This window comes from Metabacillus arenae, from assembly GCF_014773385.1.
Classification (GTDB): domain Bacteria; phylum Bacillota; class Bacilli; order Bacillales; family Bacillaceae; genus Metabacillus_D; species Metabacillus_D arenae.
Genome location: NZ_JACXAI010000001.1, coordinates 176535 through 193985, shown reverse-complemented (window position 1 = coordinate 193985; position 17451 = coordinate 176535). Strand labels below are relative to the sequence as shown.

15 protein-coding genes are annotated in these 17451 nt (G+C 37.7%); 13 read left to right on the top strand and 2 right to left on the bottom strand.

Annotation, left to right across the window (positions count from 1 at the left end; all coding sequences use genetic code 11):
- Nucleotides 1-138 precede the first annotated feature (138 nt).
- The 8 genes from IC621_RS00975 (at nucleotide 139) to spo0A (ending at nucleotide 9746) form a co-directional block, all read left to right on the top strand.
- Nucleotides 139-756, top strand: a complete 618-nt coding sequence (locus tag IC621_RS00975; RefSeq protein ID WP_191154833.1) for a hypothetical protein — start codon at nucleotides 139-141, stop codon at nucleotides 754-756.
- A gap of 10 nt (nucleotides 757-766) precedes the next feature.
- Nucleotides 767-2656 (top strand): 1-deoxy-D-xylulose-5-phosphate synthase, encoded by a 1890-nt coding sequence (gene dxs, locus IC621_RS00970; protein WP_191154831.1) that lies wholly within the window; start codon nucleotides 767-769, stop codon nucleotides 2654-2656.
- A gap of 3 nt (nucleotides 2657-2659) precedes the next feature.
- The gene (locus IC621_RS00965) at nucleotides 2660-3484 is read left to right on the top strand and encodes a TlyA family RNA methyltransferase (RefSeq protein WP_191154829.1); all 825 of its coding nucleotides are present in this window, start codon (nucleotides 2660-2662) and stop codon (nucleotides 3482-3484) included.
- 443 nt (nucleotides 3485-3927) lie between these two features.
- Nucleotides 3928-4377, top strand: a complete 450-nt coding sequence (ahrC, locus tag IC621_RS00960; protein WP_191154827.1) for a transcriptional regulator AhrC/ArgR — start codon at nucleotides 3928-3930, stop codon at nucleotides 4375-4377.
- A 204-nt stretch (nucleotides 4378-4581) separates the two neighbouring features.
- Complete coding sequence (gene recN / locus IC621_RS00955; protein WP_191154825.1) at nucleotides 4582-6282, top strand: DNA repair protein RecN; 1701 nt, start codon at nucleotides 4582-4584, stop codon at nucleotides 6280-6282.
- A gap of 354 nt (nucleotides 6283-6636) precedes the next feature.
- Nucleotides 6637-7926, top strand: coding sequence for a SpoIVB peptidase (gene spoIVB, locus IC621_RS00950; RefSeq protein WP_191154823.1), 1290 nt, complete (start codon nucleotides 6637-6639; stop codon nucleotides 7924-7926).
- Nucleotides 7927-8057: 131 nt separating this feature from the next.
- On the top strand, nucleotides 8058-8699 hold the full coding sequence (locus IC621_RS00945) for an HAD-IA family hydrolase (protein ID WP_191154821.1): 642 nt from the start codon (nucleotides 8058-8060) through the stop codon (nucleotides 8697-8699).
- Nucleotides 8700-8960: 261 nt separating this feature from the next.
- Nucleotides 8961-9746 (top strand): sporulation transcription factor Spo0A, encoded by a 786-nt coding sequence (gene spo0A / locus IC621_RS00940; RefSeq protein WP_191154819.1) that lies wholly within the window; start codon nucleotides 8961-8963, stop codon nucleotides 9744-9746.
- A gap of 167 nt (nucleotides 9747-9913) precedes the next feature.
- Here the strand turns inward: spo0A and IC621_RS00935 are convergent, their stop codons facing one another.
- Entirely contained in the window at nucleotides 9914-10081 is a 168-nt protein-coding gene (locus IC621_RS00935) for a hypothetical protein (protein ID WP_191154817.1), read from the bottom strand.
- Nucleotides 10082-10350: 269 nt separating this feature from the next.
- On the opposite strand from IC621_RS00935, the gene IC621_RS00930 reads away from it, so the two are divergent.
- Nucleotides 10351-11082: a glycerophosphodiester phosphodiesterase gene (locus IC621_RS00930; RefSeq protein WP_191154814.1), complete on the top strand. Its 732-nt coding sequence runs from the start codon at nucleotides 10351-10353 to the stop codon at nucleotides 11080-11082.
- Between the two features lie 50 nt (nucleotides 11083-11132).
- On the opposite strand, the gene IC621_RS00925 is transcribed toward IC621_RS00930, so the two are convergent.
- The gene (locus IC621_RS00925) at nucleotides 11133-11387 is read right to left on the bottom strand and encodes a DUF2627 domain-containing protein (protein ID WP_191154812.1); all 255 of its coding nucleotides are present in this window, start codon (nucleotides 11385-11387) and stop codon (nucleotides 11133-11135) included.
- 156 nt (nucleotides 11388-11543) lie between these two features.
- Between IC621_RS00925 and IC621_RS00920 the strand changes: the two genes are divergently transcribed.
- The 4 genes from IC621_RS00920 to buk all read left to right on the top strand — a co-directional run bounded on the left by IC621_RS00920 (nucleotide 11544) and on the right by buk (nucleotide 17451).
- Nucleotides 11544-13616, top strand: a complete 2073-nt coding sequence (locus tag IC621_RS00920) for a sigma 54-interacting transcriptional regulator (protein WP_191154810.1) — start codon at nucleotides 11544-11546, stop codon at nucleotides 13614-13616.
- A gap of 124 nt (nucleotides 13617-13740) precedes the next feature.
- The gene (gene yqiS / locus IC621_RS00915; protein WP_191154808.1) at nucleotides 13741-14640 is read left to right on the top strand and encodes a phosphate butyryltransferase; all 900 of its coding nucleotides are present in this window, start codon (nucleotides 13741-13743) and stop codon (nucleotides 14638-14640) included.
- Nucleotides 14641-14813: 173 nt separating this feature from the next.
- Entirely contained in the window at nucleotides 14814-15908 is a 1095-nt protein-coding gene (bcd, locus tag IC621_RS00910) for a branched-chain amino acid dehydrogenase (RefSeq protein ID WP_191154806.1), read from the top strand.
- 433 nt (nucleotides 15909-16341) lie between these two features.
- Entirely contained in the window at nucleotides 16342-17451 is a 1110-nt protein-coding gene (gene buk / locus IC621_RS00905; RefSeq protein WP_191154804.1) for a butyrate kinase, read from the top strand.

The window sequence follows — 17451 nt, the reverse complement described above, 5'->3', positions numbered from 1 at the left end:
AAGCCGATTGCTTCTAGTCTACTTCACGCTTTTTATTTCAAGAGATACCCTAATTCCAGCGTGTCAGACTTTTTACAATTAGTCTTTGCGGGTAAAAAAGCCTATACATAAAATATAAAGTTAGGTGCGGACTTATAGATGAAAGACTTGTTACGTCAGTCACTAAACTGGAGCGTAGGAATAGCCGTTATCACGTTTGTGTTAGCGGCTCTTTTTACAATCATTTCTACTTCTATGCTAAGCGGTGTCGGCTGGGCTCTGGGAATGTTGATTGTCTTTATTATCGTTTTGGTAGGAATTTTTTTTGATATGCTTGGGATTGCTGCCGCTGCCGCAGACGAGGTTCCCTTTCATTCAATGGCATCGAATCGGGTAATTGGTGCCAAGCAATCACTGAAAATTGTTCGTAACGCAGATCGATTTGCAAGCTTTTGCAATGATGTAATTGGAGATATTTCAGGAATTATTAGCGGAACCGCTTCCGCTATTGTTGTGATTCAACTAACACTGGATATGGCGATAAAAGAGGGGTCTTTGCTGCAAATTGTAATCAATGTTGCTTTCACAAGTTTGGTTGCTGCTTTGACAGTTGGGGGTAAAGCTTTCGGTAAATCCATTGCAATTAACTTCTCAACTGATATAATATTCCAAGTTGGGAAGATCATTTATCTATTCGAAGATAAGTTTAAAATTCCGGTTTTAAAGGATAAAAAATATAAAAAGATAAACAAACAGAGAAATATGAATCGAAAGTGAGTTGGTCCTCTTGGATCTTTTATCAATTGAAAACCCAAACTTTCTTAAAAAAATGTCAAATCCAGAGCTGGAACAATTGAGTGCTGAAATCCGAAAATTCCTTATTGAAAAGCTTTCCTCAACCGGTGGACATATTGGTCCGAACTTAGGTGTCGTGGAATTAACGATCGCATTACACAAAGTATTCAACAGTCCCCAGGATAAATTTATATGGGATGTTGGCCATCAATCTTATGTTCATAAAGTATTGACAGGGCGTGCTTGTGAGTTTGATACATTACGTCAATATCAAGGCCTTTGTGGATTTCCAAAACGAAATGAAAGTGAACATGATGTTTGGGAAACCGGACACAGCTCAACCTCGCTCTCTGCTGCAATGGGAATGGTTGTCGCTAGAGATTTGAAAGGGACAAAAGACCATATCGTTCCAATCATTGGTGATGGCGCATTAACAGGCGGAATGGCATTAGAAGCATTAAACCATATTGGACATGAGAAAAAAGATGTAATTGTAATATTAAATGATAATGAAATGTCAATTGCTCCGAATGTAGGGGCAATTCATAATATGCTTGGAAGACTGAGAACCGGCGGGAAATACAACTGGGTCAAAGATGAATTGGAGTACTTACTTAAAAGGATACCTGCTGTCGGAGGAAAGCTTGCTGCAACAGCAGAGCGTGTAAAAGACAGCTTGAAATATTTACTAGTTTCAGGTATGTTCTTTGAAGAATTGGGGTTCACATATTTGGGTCCGATTGACGGCCACAGCTACGAGGATTTGTTTGAAAACCTGCAATACGCAAAGAAAACTAAAGGGCCGGTCCTGATCCACGTAATTACGAAAAAGGGAAAGGGCTATCACCCTGCAGAACAGGATAAAATTGGTGAATGGCATGGAACAGGCCAATATAAGATCGATACTGGGGATTTCTTAAAACCTAAAGTACAAGCGCCTGGTTGGAGTAAGCTTGTTAGCGAAACGGTCAGAAATCTTGCTAGGGAAGATGAAAGAATTGTCGCTATTACTCCTGCTATGCCAGTTGGGTCTAAGCTTGAAGGGTTTGCAAGTGAGTTTCCTGAAAGAATGTATGACGTAGGTATTGCTGAACAGCATGCCACTACGATGGCAGCAGGACTCGCAACTCAAAACATGAAACCATTTTTAGCCATTTATTCAACATTTCTGCAAAGAGCATATGATCAGGTTGTTCATGATGTGTGCAGGCAAAACCTTAATGTATTTTTTGGTATCGATCGTTCTGGGCTTGTCGGGGCAGACGGGGAGACACACCAAGGTGTATTTGATATCGCTTTTTTGAGACACCTGCCAAATATGGTGTTAATGATGCCCAAGGATGAGAATGAAGGTCAGCATTTAGTTTATACGGCTATAAAATATAATGAGGGACCAATCGCGCTGAGATTCCCGCGCGGGAACGGGATTGGTGTACCGATGGATAAAGAATTAAAAGAAATTCCCATTGGTTCGTGGGAAATAGTCCGTGAAGGGTCAGATGCTGTCATTTTAACATTTGGGCCGACATTACAAATGGCGCTGGAAGCAGCAGACACATTAGAAAAAGAAGATCTTTCCGTTAGAGTAGTAAATGCGAGATTTATTAAACCCCTTGATGAACAAATGCTTGAAAGAATTATGAAAGAAGACTTGCCTATTCTGACAATGGAGGAGGCCGTCCTCCAAGGCGGCTTTGGAAGTGCCGTGCTTGAATACGCCCATGATCACAAGCATCAAGTATTAATTGATCGCATGGGCATCCCTGACCGGTTTATAGAGCATGGAAATGTATCAGAATTACTATACGAAATTGGGTTTACAACCGAGCATGCAATTGAAAAGATTAAAGCTATGGTACCATCAAAAGCAAAAGGGCTATAAAAAATGGGAAAAAAAGAACGATTAGATATTTTATTAGTTGAACAAGGTTTGGCTGAAACAAGAGAAAAGGCAAAACGTGCGATAATGGCAGGATTAGTCTATACAAATGAGCAAAGACTGGACAAGCCGGGAGAAAAAATTGACCGTAACCTTCCTTTAACCATTAAAGGGAAGGTTCTTCCTTATGTCAGCCGCGGAGGATTAAAACTTGAAAAAGCACTGCAGCAATTTGATCTTAGTGTAAAGGATAAAATTCTTATTGATATTGGATCCTCAACAGGAGGCTTTACAGATTGTGCGCTTCAAAATGGAGCAAAGCGGTCCTATGCTGTAGATGTAGGTTATAATCAATTGGCATGGAAGCTCCGCCAGGATGAGCGGGTAATCGTAATGGAGCGTACAAACTTCCGTTATTCTACGCCGGACGACTTTCAAGAAGGCTTGCCGCAGTTTGCTACTATTGATGTCTCTTTTATATCATTAAGGCTGATCCTTCCTGCATTAAAAAGCATTCTAGCTCCTAATAGTGATTGTGTTGCTTTAGTGAAGCCGCAATTTGAAGCAGGGAAAGAGCTTGTCGGAAAAAAAGGAATTGTCAGAGATAAAAGCGTACATCAATCAGTTGTGAGACATATTATCGATTTTGCGGTAAAGGAAGGCTATGACTGTTTAGATTTATCTTTTTCACCAATCACAGGTGGAGACGGAAATATCGAATTTCTTCTTCACTTATACTGGAGCGGTGAAAAGGAAATTGGGAAAATCTCTACCGCAATCTCGGTTGAAAATGTTGTAGAACAGGCCCATGTTCAAGCGATAACAAAATAATGAATAGGGCAGGAATAATTGACTGACGGTGCATATCTCGATGACGGTGCAAATAATTGGCTGACCGATGCCAAATATCTTGATGACAGTGCAATTAATGTTTTTTCAAATATTCCTGTTTCTTTTCCGTTCTGATTGGGCATTTTTATGATAAAAGCGTGTACTTTTTAAATGATTTCATATAACATGGTGAGTATAAAAGTGAAATTTCCACATATGGAGATTTCACGATTGGTTAGATGAGGCCCACAGAATGTGGGTCACACAGACGTTGCCAAAAACGTGGCGCTTAAAGTCTGTGTTCCTCTTTTCCAGACCTTTACGGGCAAGTTATCCCCACAAATTTTCTTAGCTTCTTCATAACCTTTAGATGGAGATCTACTGCCCGTTAAGAGTGGGATAAACATACTAGTCAACAGAAGTTTTTGTTTGAGGGGTGCCAAATGAATAAAGGGCAAAGACACATTAAAATACGAGAAATTATTACAAATGAAGAAATTGAAACCCAGGACGAGCTTGTCGATCTTTTAAAAGGGATGGGATTTAATGTTACTCAAGCTACAGTTTCCAGGGATATCAAAGAATTACATTTAGTAAAGGTTCCAATGATAGATGGTCGGTATAAATACAGTCTGCCTGCTGATCAAAGATTCAACCCGCTTGCGAAGCTAAAAAGATCACTGATGGACGCTTTCGTAAAAATTGATTCAGCCGGACATATGCTGGTAATGAAAACTTTACCAGGGAACGCAAATGCTATTGGTGCATTAATCGATAATTTAGATTGGGAAGAAATATTGGGAACCATTTGCGGTGATGACACTATTTTGGTTATTTGTCGTAAACCGGATGATACAAAATTAATAACAGACCGTTTTTTAGAAATGCTTTAATAATAAGGCTCTTTTCCAATATTGTTGCTATTGATGTTTAAAAGATTGTTAAATAAAAGCAATCGGGTTTGTCTCTGATTGCTTAAAGATTCACCTCCCTCCTCTTACCTTTTGAAGTATACAAAAGTCCTCAGGGTTAAAGATTTTCCAAACGTAGGAAATAGCAACGAAAACAGCCAATAATAATATAAGGTGTGATTCTGTTTGTTAGCGGAATTAACAATACGTAATTTTGCGATTATTGAAGAACTTACGATTTCTTTTGAAAAGGGATTAACTGTTTTAACTGGGGAAACCGGAGCTGGAAAGTCGATTATAATAGATGCTATCCACCTATTAGCAGGTGGCAGAGGCTCTTCTGAATTTGTACGTTACGGTGAAAAACGTGCCGAGCTGGAAGGCCTTTTTTTACTGGATGATGATCACTCAGTTGCTAAAACATGTGAGGAATTTGGGATTAGTGTAAGTGACGGAATGGTCGTTTTAAGACGTGATATTTCGGCAGCAGGTAAAAGTATTTGCCGTATTAATGGTAAGCTTGTTACGATTGCCATTTTAAGAGAAGTTGGCAGACATCTTGTTGATATTCATGGCCAACATGATAATCAGGAATTAATGAATGAAGAAAATCATTTATCTTTGTTAGACCAATTTGGAAGCCCTGTAATACAAGATGCCTTGATGAATTATAGAGATATTTATCAGGATTATGTGAAATTACATAAGAAGATCAAAAATCTTTCTGAAAATGAACAAGAAATGGCTCATCGCCTTGATTTATTGCAGTTTCAATTGGAAGAAATTGAAGCTGCAGAGCTGACACCGAATGAAGATGTAAGGCTCATGGAAGAAAGAAATCAAATTTCTAACTATGAAAAAGTTTATGAAGCCTTAAATAATTCATATAATGCTCTTCATGGTGAAAGAAAAGGACTTGACTGGCTGAATCTTGCTATGACTCATCTTGGTGATGTTTCATCTATAAATGATAATCTCAAAAAAATGAGTGAGGCTATAAGCAGCCAATATTATCTTGTTGAAGAGTTATCGTTTGATATTCGAAACGAATTAGAACAATTGGAATTTGACCCAGATAAGCTCGATTTAATTGAATCTCGAATAACAGAAATAAATCAACTGAAAAGGAAGTATGGACAATCAGTAGAAGAAATTTTACAATATGCTGCAAAAATTGAAGAGGAAATTGATACAATTAAACACCGAGACAGTCATATTGATTCTTTAACAAAGGAATTGCAATCAATTACAAAGGATCTTGTGCTTGAGGCTAATAATTTAACCGAGTTACGAAAAAAATGGGCAAAGCAATTAACTAAAGATATTCTCCAAGAGCTAAAAGAGCTTTATATGCAGAAAACAAAATTTGAGGTTTATTTTAAAGAGGAAAGTAATATGGAACCTGCAAATTTGCCATTTACCAATGATGGAATTGATCAAGTTGAATTTTTTATTTCAACAAACCCAGGTGAACCTTTAAAGGCACTTTCCAAAACAGCTTCCGGTGGTGAGCTTTCCCGAATGATGCTGGCGATGAAAAGTATTTTTTCTCAGCATCAAGGTGTGACTTCCATCATTTTTGATGAGGTCGATACAGGTGTAAGTGGGCGAGTGGCTCAAGCTATTGCGGAAAAAATTTATCGTGTTTCAATTGGATCTCAAGTCTTGTGCATCACTCATTTACCTCAAGTTGCTGCCATGGCTGATACTCACCTTTTCATTTCAAAAAAAACAGTGGACGGACGAACAAAAACAAAGGTAAAAGCTTTAAAAGAGACAGAAAAGATAAAAGAAATTGGACGTATGATTGCTGGTGTGGAAGTGACTGACCTAACTAAGCAGCATGCGAAAGAATTATTAGCTTTAGCAAACTCTATTAAGAAATAGCCTTAAAAGCTGCCATTCGGCAGCTTTTTGTTATGTTAGAAAATTTATGTTGATTAAAGTGTTAATGTATTAAAAGGAGCTGTCGTTGTCCAGCTTCAGGCGCCATCGGCCCTTAGGTCATAAGCCAATCCGTCTAAAAGGTTAAAGATCAACCTTCCAGCCGGCTTGTCTTATGCTTGTCGCCGATAAGCGGGCGCCTTACGCTTTTCTTTCAATTTTGTAAAAATCCGTTCCTTTTATTCACATGGAAGTTTCTTTTTCTTGTGAATTCGGTTATAAAGAAGCTCTGGCTAGGCAAAATTAATGAATGTAGCCATACGTATGGTGTGGGTTAGAGCGAGGAGAGTGAAAAAGTTGCATACAGAGAAAATTAGAAAAATGATAGGTGTAATTCTCCTTGTTTCTTTAATCAGTTTAGTTTTTATTAAGCCCGTTAAAGAATACATTCAATTACCAAATTCAATTACAGTTTTCGAAACTCAATATTCAAAAATTGCGGTTCCCGCCCAGGCAGCTGTAAAACAAAATGGTGCAAAAGAGGCCTTTACTATTCAGCATGAGACAAACGAATTGAAAATTAATGGCCAAAATTCAGGTGAAGGTGAACTGGTATTTGATTTAGCTGGAATGCCAATTAAAAAAGTGGATGTTAAAGTGCTTCCTGATTTTAAAGTGCTTCCAGGTGGACAATCAATAGGAGTAAAGCTAAACAGCTTAGGTGTTTTAGTAGTTGGCCACCATCAAATCAACACAGAAAATGGAAAACAATCACCTGGAGAGATTGCAAATATTCAGATAGGGGATATCATTACTGAAATCAATGGGACATCCATTGAGAAGATGAGTGATGTTGCACCGTTTATCCAAGACGCAGGAAAAACTGGAAAACCATTAGATCTCGTCATTTCAAGAGATAATAAAAAGTTCAAAACGAAATTAGTACCGTTAAAAGACAATAACGATCATGCTTATCGAATCGGTTTATATATTCGTGACTCAGCAGCTGGAATTGGTACAATGACTTTTTATGATCCTCAATCGAAAAAATATGGGGCATTAGGTCATGTCATCTCTGATATGGATACAAAAAAACCAATTGTTGTAGAAGATGGTCAAATCGTAAAATCGACTGTTACGTCAATTGAAAAAGGCAGTAATGGTAATCCCGGTGAAAAGCTTGCCCGGTTTTCAAGTACACGTGAAATTATCGGAAACATAACGAGAAACAGTCCATTTGGAATATTTGGTAAGCTTAATCAAGAGATGAGAAACGGAATTTCGGATAAGCCAATGCCAATAGCTTTGTCTAATGAAGTAAAAGAAGGCCCTGCAAAAATTTTAACAGTCGTAAATAAGGATCAAGTGAAAGAGTTCGATGTAGAGGTTGTCAGTACTATCCCTCAAAAGTTCCCAGCTACCAAAGGAATGGTTATTAAAATCACAGACCCTGAACTTTTGAAAGAAACCGGTGGAATTGTGCAGGGCATGAGTGGAAGCCCTATCATACAAAATGGCAAATTAATTGGTGCTGTGACACATGTTTTTGTAAACGATCCTACATCAGGATACGGAGTTCACATTGAGTGGATGTTGAATGAAGCAGGCATTAATATTTATGATAAAGAAATGGAAAAAGCAAGCTAAACCTAAGCATATCCCTGAAAGAGGCGCAGTCCGCTTTTGGAGATATGCTCTTATTTTTTAATCACATTTAAACTTCCGGAACCTATACTACATATATGAACCAGTGGTATTCAAAGGGAGGAAGAGATAGGATGGAAAAATATATTCTTCTTGATTTTGATGGAACTTTTGCCGATTCCAAAAATGTTGTTTTTACAATTTACAACACCCTTGCTGAAAAGCACAATTTCAAAAAGGTAGTGCTTAAGGATGTAAATACGTTAAAAAAATGGTCAATTAAAAAAAGTTGCGAGTTCCTTAATATTCCACTATATAAGCTTCCAGTTCTTGCAGCAGAATTCGCAAAACTTTATTATAGCTCGTTAAAAGAAATTAGCCCCATCACTGGTATGAAAGAAGTATTAGCACAATTAGATATAGCAGAGTATAAGCTTGTTTTCATCTCCTCCAATACTAAGAAAAATATTAAAGAATTTTTAGCATGCAACGAATTGCACGGGATTTTTAATATCCTATGTTCGAATAATATTTTTGGTAAAGATAAAATCATACAGAAATTTATGAAGTCCCATAACTTAACGAAAACGGATGTCTTATATGTGGGAGATGAAATAAGGGATATTAAAGCATGTAAAAAAAGCAACATAGATATTATTTGGGTAGAATGGGGATACGATGATTTAAAAACCGCTATCAAAGAAGAACCTGCATACATTGCTAAAAAGCCTGAAGACATATTGAAAATTGCCGAATTTGTTTTTAATAACGATTGAAAATAGCTTTTAATATCAAATTTTATCCTGTAAAATAAAACTAGAAAGATTTTTCGACAAAACCTGTACATATCTCATTTGTCAAATGACAGTTTAGGTCGAAAAAAAGAGCATTTTGAAGAAATACTTGGGTAAATAAATATTTTGAGTTTTTTTGAAAATAACAAAAGGAATTTTCACACAATTGTCGAAATCATCAAATAGCATAATTTACATCTATTAGCTATATTTAGGCAAATGAAGTTTGAGGAGGAACTTGTGTTGAAAAATATCAAGGTTTGCATTGTGGATGATAATCGTGAATTAGTTGGCCTATTAGAAGAGTATATTTCCAGCCAGGAAGATATGGATGTTCTTGGGGTAGCCTATAATGGACAAGAATGTTTAACGATGTTAAAGGAAAAAGAGCCAGACGTTTTAGTTTTAGATATCATTATGCCTCATCTAGATGGATTAGCAGTTCTGGAGAGATTAAGGGAAATGAATCGGGATAAACAACCTAATGTCATTATGTTAACTGCTTTCGGACAAGAAGATGTTACGAAAAAAGCGGTCGACTTAGGGGCTGCTTATTTTATTTTAAAGCCGTTTGACATGGAAAATTTAGCGAGCCATATTCGCCAAGTAAGTGGTAAATCGTCACCAATTTTAAAACGTCCTGCAAGCTCTTCTTATCGCTCTGAACCAAAAGTGAAAAACTTGGATGCAAGCATCACAAATATTATTCATGAAATCGGTGTACCTGCCCATATTAAAGGATATTTATATTTACGTGAAGCCATCTCAATGGTTTACAATGATATTGAGTTATTAGGATCTATTACAAAGGTTCTTTACCCTGATATTGCTAAAAAGTTTAACACTACTGCGAGCAGGGTTGAACGAGCTATCCGCCATGCCATTGAAGTAGCATGGAGCAGAGGTAACATTGAATCAATTTCCTCCCTATTCGGCTATACAGTAAGCATGTCTAAAGCCAAACCAACGAATTCAGAGTTTATCGCGATGGTTGCAGATAAATTAAGATTAGAACATAAGGCTTCTTGAAAGAGTTCGACTCGCTAAAGAGATGAAGGAGATTGGACATAGTTAAAGTGAAATAGGTGCTTGTCACAGTTCCTTTAAATGGTCAACAAAGCTTAATTAAATCAGAAAAATGCTAAACCTTCCTATTTATTTTAAGGGAGGTTTTTACTTTTTTACAAAAAACATCATTACAACATACTGCGGCAAGCCGAAATACATTCTTGCAGGTCTTTTTTTGCATGAATAAGGCTTTGCATAGATTCGGGCACTTCCAATTTACCAATTGCATTGATAATATGAGTTAATGCGCTTTCGCACTCAGAAATACACTCTTGAAGCTGTTGTTTATTATGCACTGTCTTCACTCCTTTCAACTATTTTTAGTGTTCGAATATGCATAGAAATTATGTAAAACAAGTAATTTTACAAGCAATACTCTGGTTTAAGGCTGACTGGTTTGATTTCCTTCTTAAGAACATAATCGTATGGCTAAGGTAGAGCCCATCTTTTAACAGGTTTAAGGATTCCTTATAGGCAGGGTTCGTCAAATGCTTTTCTTGGAGAGATTATGTCTAAATGATATTGTTTACAGTGTAAATTGAAAAAAATTGAGGTGCTGCATAACATGACGAAAATTTTTGGACACCGTGGAGCTGCTGGTACTTATCCCGAAAACACAATGGCTTCCTTTCAAGCTGCAATCGAAGCAGGTGCAGATGGGATAGAGCTTGATGTGCAAATGACTAGAGATGGTGAATTAGTTGTCATTCATGATGAGTCGGTTGAAAGAACAACAAATTCTACAGGTTTTATAAAAGATTTTTTATATCGGGATCTTCAAGCTGTTGATGCCTGTTACAAATTCAAACAATTCAAAGGAAAAACTAAAATACCAACCTTAGATGAAGTATTCAGCTGGGCAGAACATTCAGGAGGCTTTCTAGTAAATGTTGAGCTAAAGAATACTCTTTTTCCATATGAAGGGATCGAGGAAAAAGTTATCCAGCTTATTTATAGATATAATCTTTCAGAAAGGGTCATCATCTCCTCTTTCAACCATTACAGCCTAGTTAAATGCCACCAAATTACGAAGGACATTGAAAAAGCGATTCTTTACATGGAGGGGTTATATGAACCATGGAACTATGCGAAAACGGTTGGCGCGCTTTCCTTGCACCCAAAATATACTTCAGCCCCTCCGCATTCAGTAACACTTGCTCAAAACAATGGAATAGAAGTAAGACCATTTACGATCAATAAAGTAGAAGTTATGAAACAGTATATCTCTTGTGGGTGCGGGGGAATCATTACAGACTATCCCGAAAAAGCAGTTAAAATTTTAAGTAAATACAATTAGAAAGGAGCCTGGATTTCCAGGCTCCTTTGTCAGTACAGAATGTTAACATTTCATTTTCCGCTATTAACTGGTCTTTTTACAAATCTTTTCTGCACCTTATCCCGTTTACGGTCTCGATGAAGGACAAATCCTCCAATAAACCCAAGTCCTCCTAAAAACATCAATAGACCTAATAAAAACTGCATCCATAAAAAAGGAATAGGTGGCTGCAAAATTCCAAAAACCATGTCCCGCATGAGTTTAATGCCAAATGCTGCAAATACTCCTGGGATGACCATTATGATAAGTGCAAAGATTCTGGACATAATATGATCCCTCTCCAATAGTTCATTGTATTATTTATTTTCATGTTGAAATAAATATTTGTCAAGAAAGCTAATCGTGGTATGATAAAGAAGTGCAATATTTTGCAAATAAATCAACGACGTGCAAAAATGTTCAATTTCAAAGGGGTTCTTCGTGTGCAAAGTGTGATGATTGTAGGTGCCGGTAAAGGCGGCTTAGCTCTACTGAAGATGTTAATTGAAACAAATGTAATGGAAGTTGCAGCAGTAATAGATAAAAATGAACAAGCACCTGGCTTGGCGTATGCAAGAAACAAGGGGATATTAACAAGTCTTGATTGGGAGCCAATTCTTTCTGAACAGATAGATATCGTTGTGGAAGCAACGGGAAGTGAAGAAGTTCTGCAGAAGTTATTAAAGAAAAGAAGCAGAAAAACAGTCATTATTCCCGGTTCAGTTGCTCATATTGTTACAAAGTTGATTGATGAAAAAGAAAATTTAATTTCTAAATTAAAAGAAGAAACATATAAGCAAGAAACGATTTTTAATACAACGAACGATGGCATGATTGTCATTGATACGAATGAAAATATCATTTTATATAATAAAACGGCTGAAGCTTTAACCAATAAGAAAAAAGAAGATGTGTTAGGAAAAAATATTTATCATGCTATCTCATCTAGTCGTCTTCCTGAGACTCTCAGGCTTCAAGAGGCGGAATATAACCAGGAACAAATCCTTGAAAGCGGGGTCAAAATCATAACAACTAGACTGCCAATTTATGATGATGAAGGAAAGCTGCTCGGGGCGTTATCTGTATTTAAAGATATTACCGAAGTTGTTCAACTTGCTGAAGAGCTGACGAATTTAAAGGAAATTCAAACCATGCTTCAAGCAATTATTCAATCATCTGATGAAGCAATTTCAGTTGTAGATGAAAAAGGCAGAGGGATTTTGATTAACCCGGCTTATACCAGAATGACAGGGCTGACAGAGGAAGAAGTGATCGGCAAGCCAGCGACAGCAGATATATCAGAGGGAGAGAGCATGCATTTAAGGGTGCTGCAAACAAGGCGGCCGGTCCGTGGAGTGAGAATGAAAGTAGGACCCAAGAAAAAGGATGTTATCGTCAATGTCGCTCCTATAATTGTAGATGGGAAGCTAAAAGGAAGCGTCGGTGTCATTCAAGATGTATCTGAGATCAAGAAGCTGACAACCGAATTAAATAGAGCAAGACAAATTATCCGAACACTTGAGGCGAAATATTCGTTTGAAGACATTATTGGCAGCAGCGAACAAATGGAACTGGCGATAGAACAGGCTAAATTAGGTGCTAAAACCCCTGCGACTGTGCTGCTAAGAGGAGAATCTGGAACAGGAAAAGAATTATTTGCTCATGCCATTCATAACGCAAGTGACCGAAAGTACAACAAATTTATCAGGGTAAATTGCGCGGCTATTTCTGAGAATTTACTGGAAAGTGAACTGTTTGGATATGAAGAAGGAGCATTCTCGGGAGCAAGCAGGGGAGGAAGAAGAGGATATTTTGAAGAAGCGAATAACGGAAGCATCTTCCTTGATGAGATTGGCGAGTTGCCTCCAAACATGCAAGCAAAATTATTAAGAGTATTGCAAGAGAAAGAAATTGTTCGTGTAGGCGGAACTAAACCAATATCGATAAATGTAAGGATTATCGCAGCAACCAATATAAATATTGAAAAAGCGATGGCAGATGGTGCATTCCGGGAAGACCTTTATTACCGGTTAAATCGATATCCTATCTCCATTCCGCCATTAAAGCAAAGAAAAGAGGATATTCCTGCTTTATGTGAGCATTTGATCCAGAAGCTTAATCAAGACTACGGACGAAATATTAAGGGACTCACACAAAAAGCAATACATATACTGCTCAATTATAATTGGCCTGGAAACGTCCGTGAGCTTGAAAATGTATTAGGAAGAGCGATTATCTTTATGCATCACCATGAAGTCTATATTGATTTTGAGCATTTGCCAATATTAGACTCAGGCGAAATTGAAAAAAAAGAAACAAACCTTTCTTTATTTGTCAATAATAAAGAAGACACATTAGCTGATGCGGTTGAGCGTTTAGAAAAGTTAATGATTGAAGAAACGTTAAAGAAGCATGGCTACAATCGAACAAAAACTGCTCAAAGCCTAGGGGTATCGCTTAGAAATCTTTATTATAAAATAGAAAAATACAAACTCGCAAAAAATAGCATGCAATAAATTGCATGAATTGCAAAAGAATGCATATTGCGTTTCAATCATTAAAGCTTTTATAACCATTTTGTGTTGGCACAGTTCTTGCTTTATTACTAGTAGGTGCAGCAAATGGGGGGAGTTAAACAAAATGAAATTGAAAGATCTCATCACAAGAGCTGCTCAGCTAGAAGGTAAAAAGGTTGCAGTTGCTTCAGCGGAGGATGAAGAAGTTCTTGAAGCTGTCAAAATGGCGGTAGAGAATAATTTAGCACAGTTTATTCTTATAGGTGATAAAGAACAAGTTGATTTTATGGTAAAAGAGAAGAACATACCTCAAGATCACATTACTCTAATTCATGCAAGATCAAAGGAGCAAGCTTGTGAAATTGCAGTTAAAGCAGTTCGCCAGCATGAGGCAGATGTTTTGATGAAAGGAAACATTTCAACATCTGTTATTTTAAAAGCCGTGTTAAATAAAGAGTTTGGACTTAGAACTGAAAAGGTTTTGTCACATGCTGCTGCTTTTGAGGTAAATGGATTTGAACAATTACTCTTTGTTACCGATGCTGCAATGAATATCGCACCTGATTTGCAGCAAAAAGTACAAATTATTGAAAATACTGTGCGAATTGCTAAATCCATTGGTATAACTGAACCAAAAGTAGCACCGCTTGCGGCTGTAGAAGTCATTAATCCTGCAATGCAAGCTACGTTAGATGCAGCTGCCCTTACGCAGATGAATAAGCGGGGTCAAATAAAAAACTGCATAGTAGACGGTCCTTTGGCTTTAGACAACGCTGTATCTTCACTCGCGGCTGAGCATAAAGGGATCAAAAGTGATGTAGCAGGACAAGCCGATATTTTATTAGTTCCATCAATAGAAGCAGGAAATGTACTTTACAAATCATTTATTTATTTCGCGGATGCGAAGGTAGGTGCTGTTATAGCTGGTGCAAAAGCGCCGATTGTTCTAACAAGCAGATCAGATTCTGCTGAAAGCAAGTTATATTCCATCGCATTGGCGATTTGTTCTTCCACCAATCATTAACGAGAAATTTAATTAAAATAAGGTCCTTTGCAAGAGATCGTTGCTTTTTCAATCGGTACATAGCGAATTTCTGCAAGTCTAACATCAAGAGATACTTGATTCTCGGAAATTGCAACAAGATGTAAGATAGCATCTTAATTTGCTAGATCTTAAACATTCAAGGAGGATTTCACATGGAAATTTTCAACTATATGGAGCAATATGATTATGAGCAATTGGTCTTCTGTCAAGATAAACAATCTGGATTAAAAGCAATTATCGCAATTCATGATACAACTCTTGGACCTGCATTGGGTGGTACACGGATGTGGACTTATGATTCTGAAGAGGCAGCCATTGAAGATGCCCTTCGATTATCAAGAGGAATGACTTATAAGAATGCTGCAGCAGGATTGAATTTAGGCGGTGGAAAAACCGTTATTATTGGTGATCCTCGCAAGGATAAAAATGAGGAAATGTTCAGAGCATTAGGCCGCTATATCCAAGGGTTGAATGGCCGCTATATTACTGCGGAGGATGTTGGTACAACTGTTGCGGATATGGACCTTATTCATGAAGAGACAAACTTTGTAACAGGTATTTCACCTGCGTTTGGTTCATCTGGAAATCCGTCGCCGGTGACAGCTTACGGAGTATATAAGGGAATGAAGGCTGCTGCTAAAGAAGCATTTGGTACAGATTCATTAGAAGGGAAGGTCATTGCGGTTCAAGGCGTTGGAAATGTAGCTTACAACTTGTGCAAATATTTACACGAAGAGGGAGCTTCATTAATTGTAACAGATATTAACAAGGAAGCGGTTCAACGTGCAGTAGAAGATTTCCGGGCAAAGGCTGTCGATCCAAACGAAATCTACAGTGTGAGCTGCGATATTTATGCTCCATGTGCTCTTGGTGCAACGATCAATGACGAAACAATCACACAATTAAAAGCAAAAGTCATTGCTGGTGCAGCAAATAACCAATTAAAAGATATTCGGCATGGTGATACCATTCATGAAATGGGCATTGTCTATGCTCCGGATTATGTCATCAACGCTGGTGGAGTCATCAATGTTGCAGACGAATTACAAGGATACAACAGTGACCGTGCAATGAAAAAAGTCGACGGAATATACGATAATATTGCTAAAGTCATTGAAATCGCAAAACGTGATAATATACCAACTTACAAAGCAGCAGATCGTTTAGCGGAAGAAAGAATTGAAAGAATACGTAATTCAAGAAGTCAATTTTTGCAAAATGGCCACCATATTTTAAGCCGTCGCTAAAAATTGGTTTAATAGTGTAGAGGGCAGCGGATAATCTTTTCTCTCCGCTTTTTCCTTTTTCAATTGGGAAGAAAAACGCTAAATTGGATAAGGTGTTGATTTGAATAGGAAATCGCCTCTGTCGCCGATTTCATCCAATCCTCACGTTCAAATGTTTAAGTTCACCAAAGGGAAAAAGGGGATTAGTGATTAATTATAAAAAAATCAGCTCTTTCGCTGATTTCAACCAGTCCCGCCTCTGACTTCTGGAGGTGAGAAGTGGGAGGTAGGAGTAGAAGCAATCGGCGAACTACCGATTGCCATACATTCAACTGTCTAAGTTCACCAAAGGAAAAAGGGTAGAAGTGGCTAATGATAAAAAGAAATCAGCTCTTTCGCCGATTTCATCCAAACCCACCTCTGACCTCTCACTTCTAAAATGGAGGTATAGACATTGATAGAGAATGAACATCGAATATTAGTCATCAATCCAGGCTCAACCTCAACAAAAATTGGAGTATTTGACCACGATCGGGTTATTTTTGAAAAAACCCTCCGTCATGACATAGAAAAGCTTGAGCAATATACTAGTATTATTGACCAATATGAATTTCGTAAGCAAGCGATCCTCGAAACCCTTGATCGTGAGGGTATTAACATTTCAAGGCTAAGTGCTGTTTGCGGACGTGGAGGATTGCTGCGTCCTATAGAAGGAGGTACTTACGAGGTTAATAAAATGATGCTTAATGACTTACGTAGAGGGTTTGCCGGACAGCATGCATCTAATTTGGGGGGGATTATTGCCTATGAAATTGCCAAGGGATTAAACATTCCAGCCTATATCGTTGACCCTGTTGTAGTCGATGAAATGGCCCCGATTGCAAAAATATCAGGCCTCCCTTCAATTGAAAGAAAAAGTATTTTTCATGCATTAAACCAAAAAGCAGTGGCAAGAAAGGTTGCTGAGAAGTACAACAAAAAATATGAAGAACTAAATCTAATTGTGACTCACATGGGCGGCGGTATAACAGTAGGAGTCCATCAAAAAGGGAAGGTTGTTGATGTGAACAATGGATTGCACGGTGATGGTCCATTTAGTCCAGAGCGTGCTGGTACTGTACCTGCCGGTGATTTAGTGGCAATGTGCTTTTCAGGTGAATTTTTCCGTGAAGAGGTTATGAAGATGCTTGTGGGACAAGGGGGTCTCGTTGGTTATCTTGGTACAAATGATGCGGTAAAAGTAGAAAAAATGATCGCTAACGATGATGAAAAAGCAGAAATTGTTTATAAAGCGATGGCCTATCAAATTGGAAAAGAAATTGGAGCTGCAAGCTGTGTTTTAAAAGGGAAAGTAGATGCAATTGTGTTAACTGGCGGACTTGCTTACGGAAAAGGTTTTATTCAAGATATTTCTTCTTATATCGACTGGATCGCTGATATTATTGTGTATCCAGGAGAAAACGAGCTTCAGGCTCTTGCAGAAGGGGCCCTGCGTGTACTTACCAATGAGGAAAAGGCAAAAGTATATCCGAACAACCAAATACAACTAAAAGTGTTCAACTAG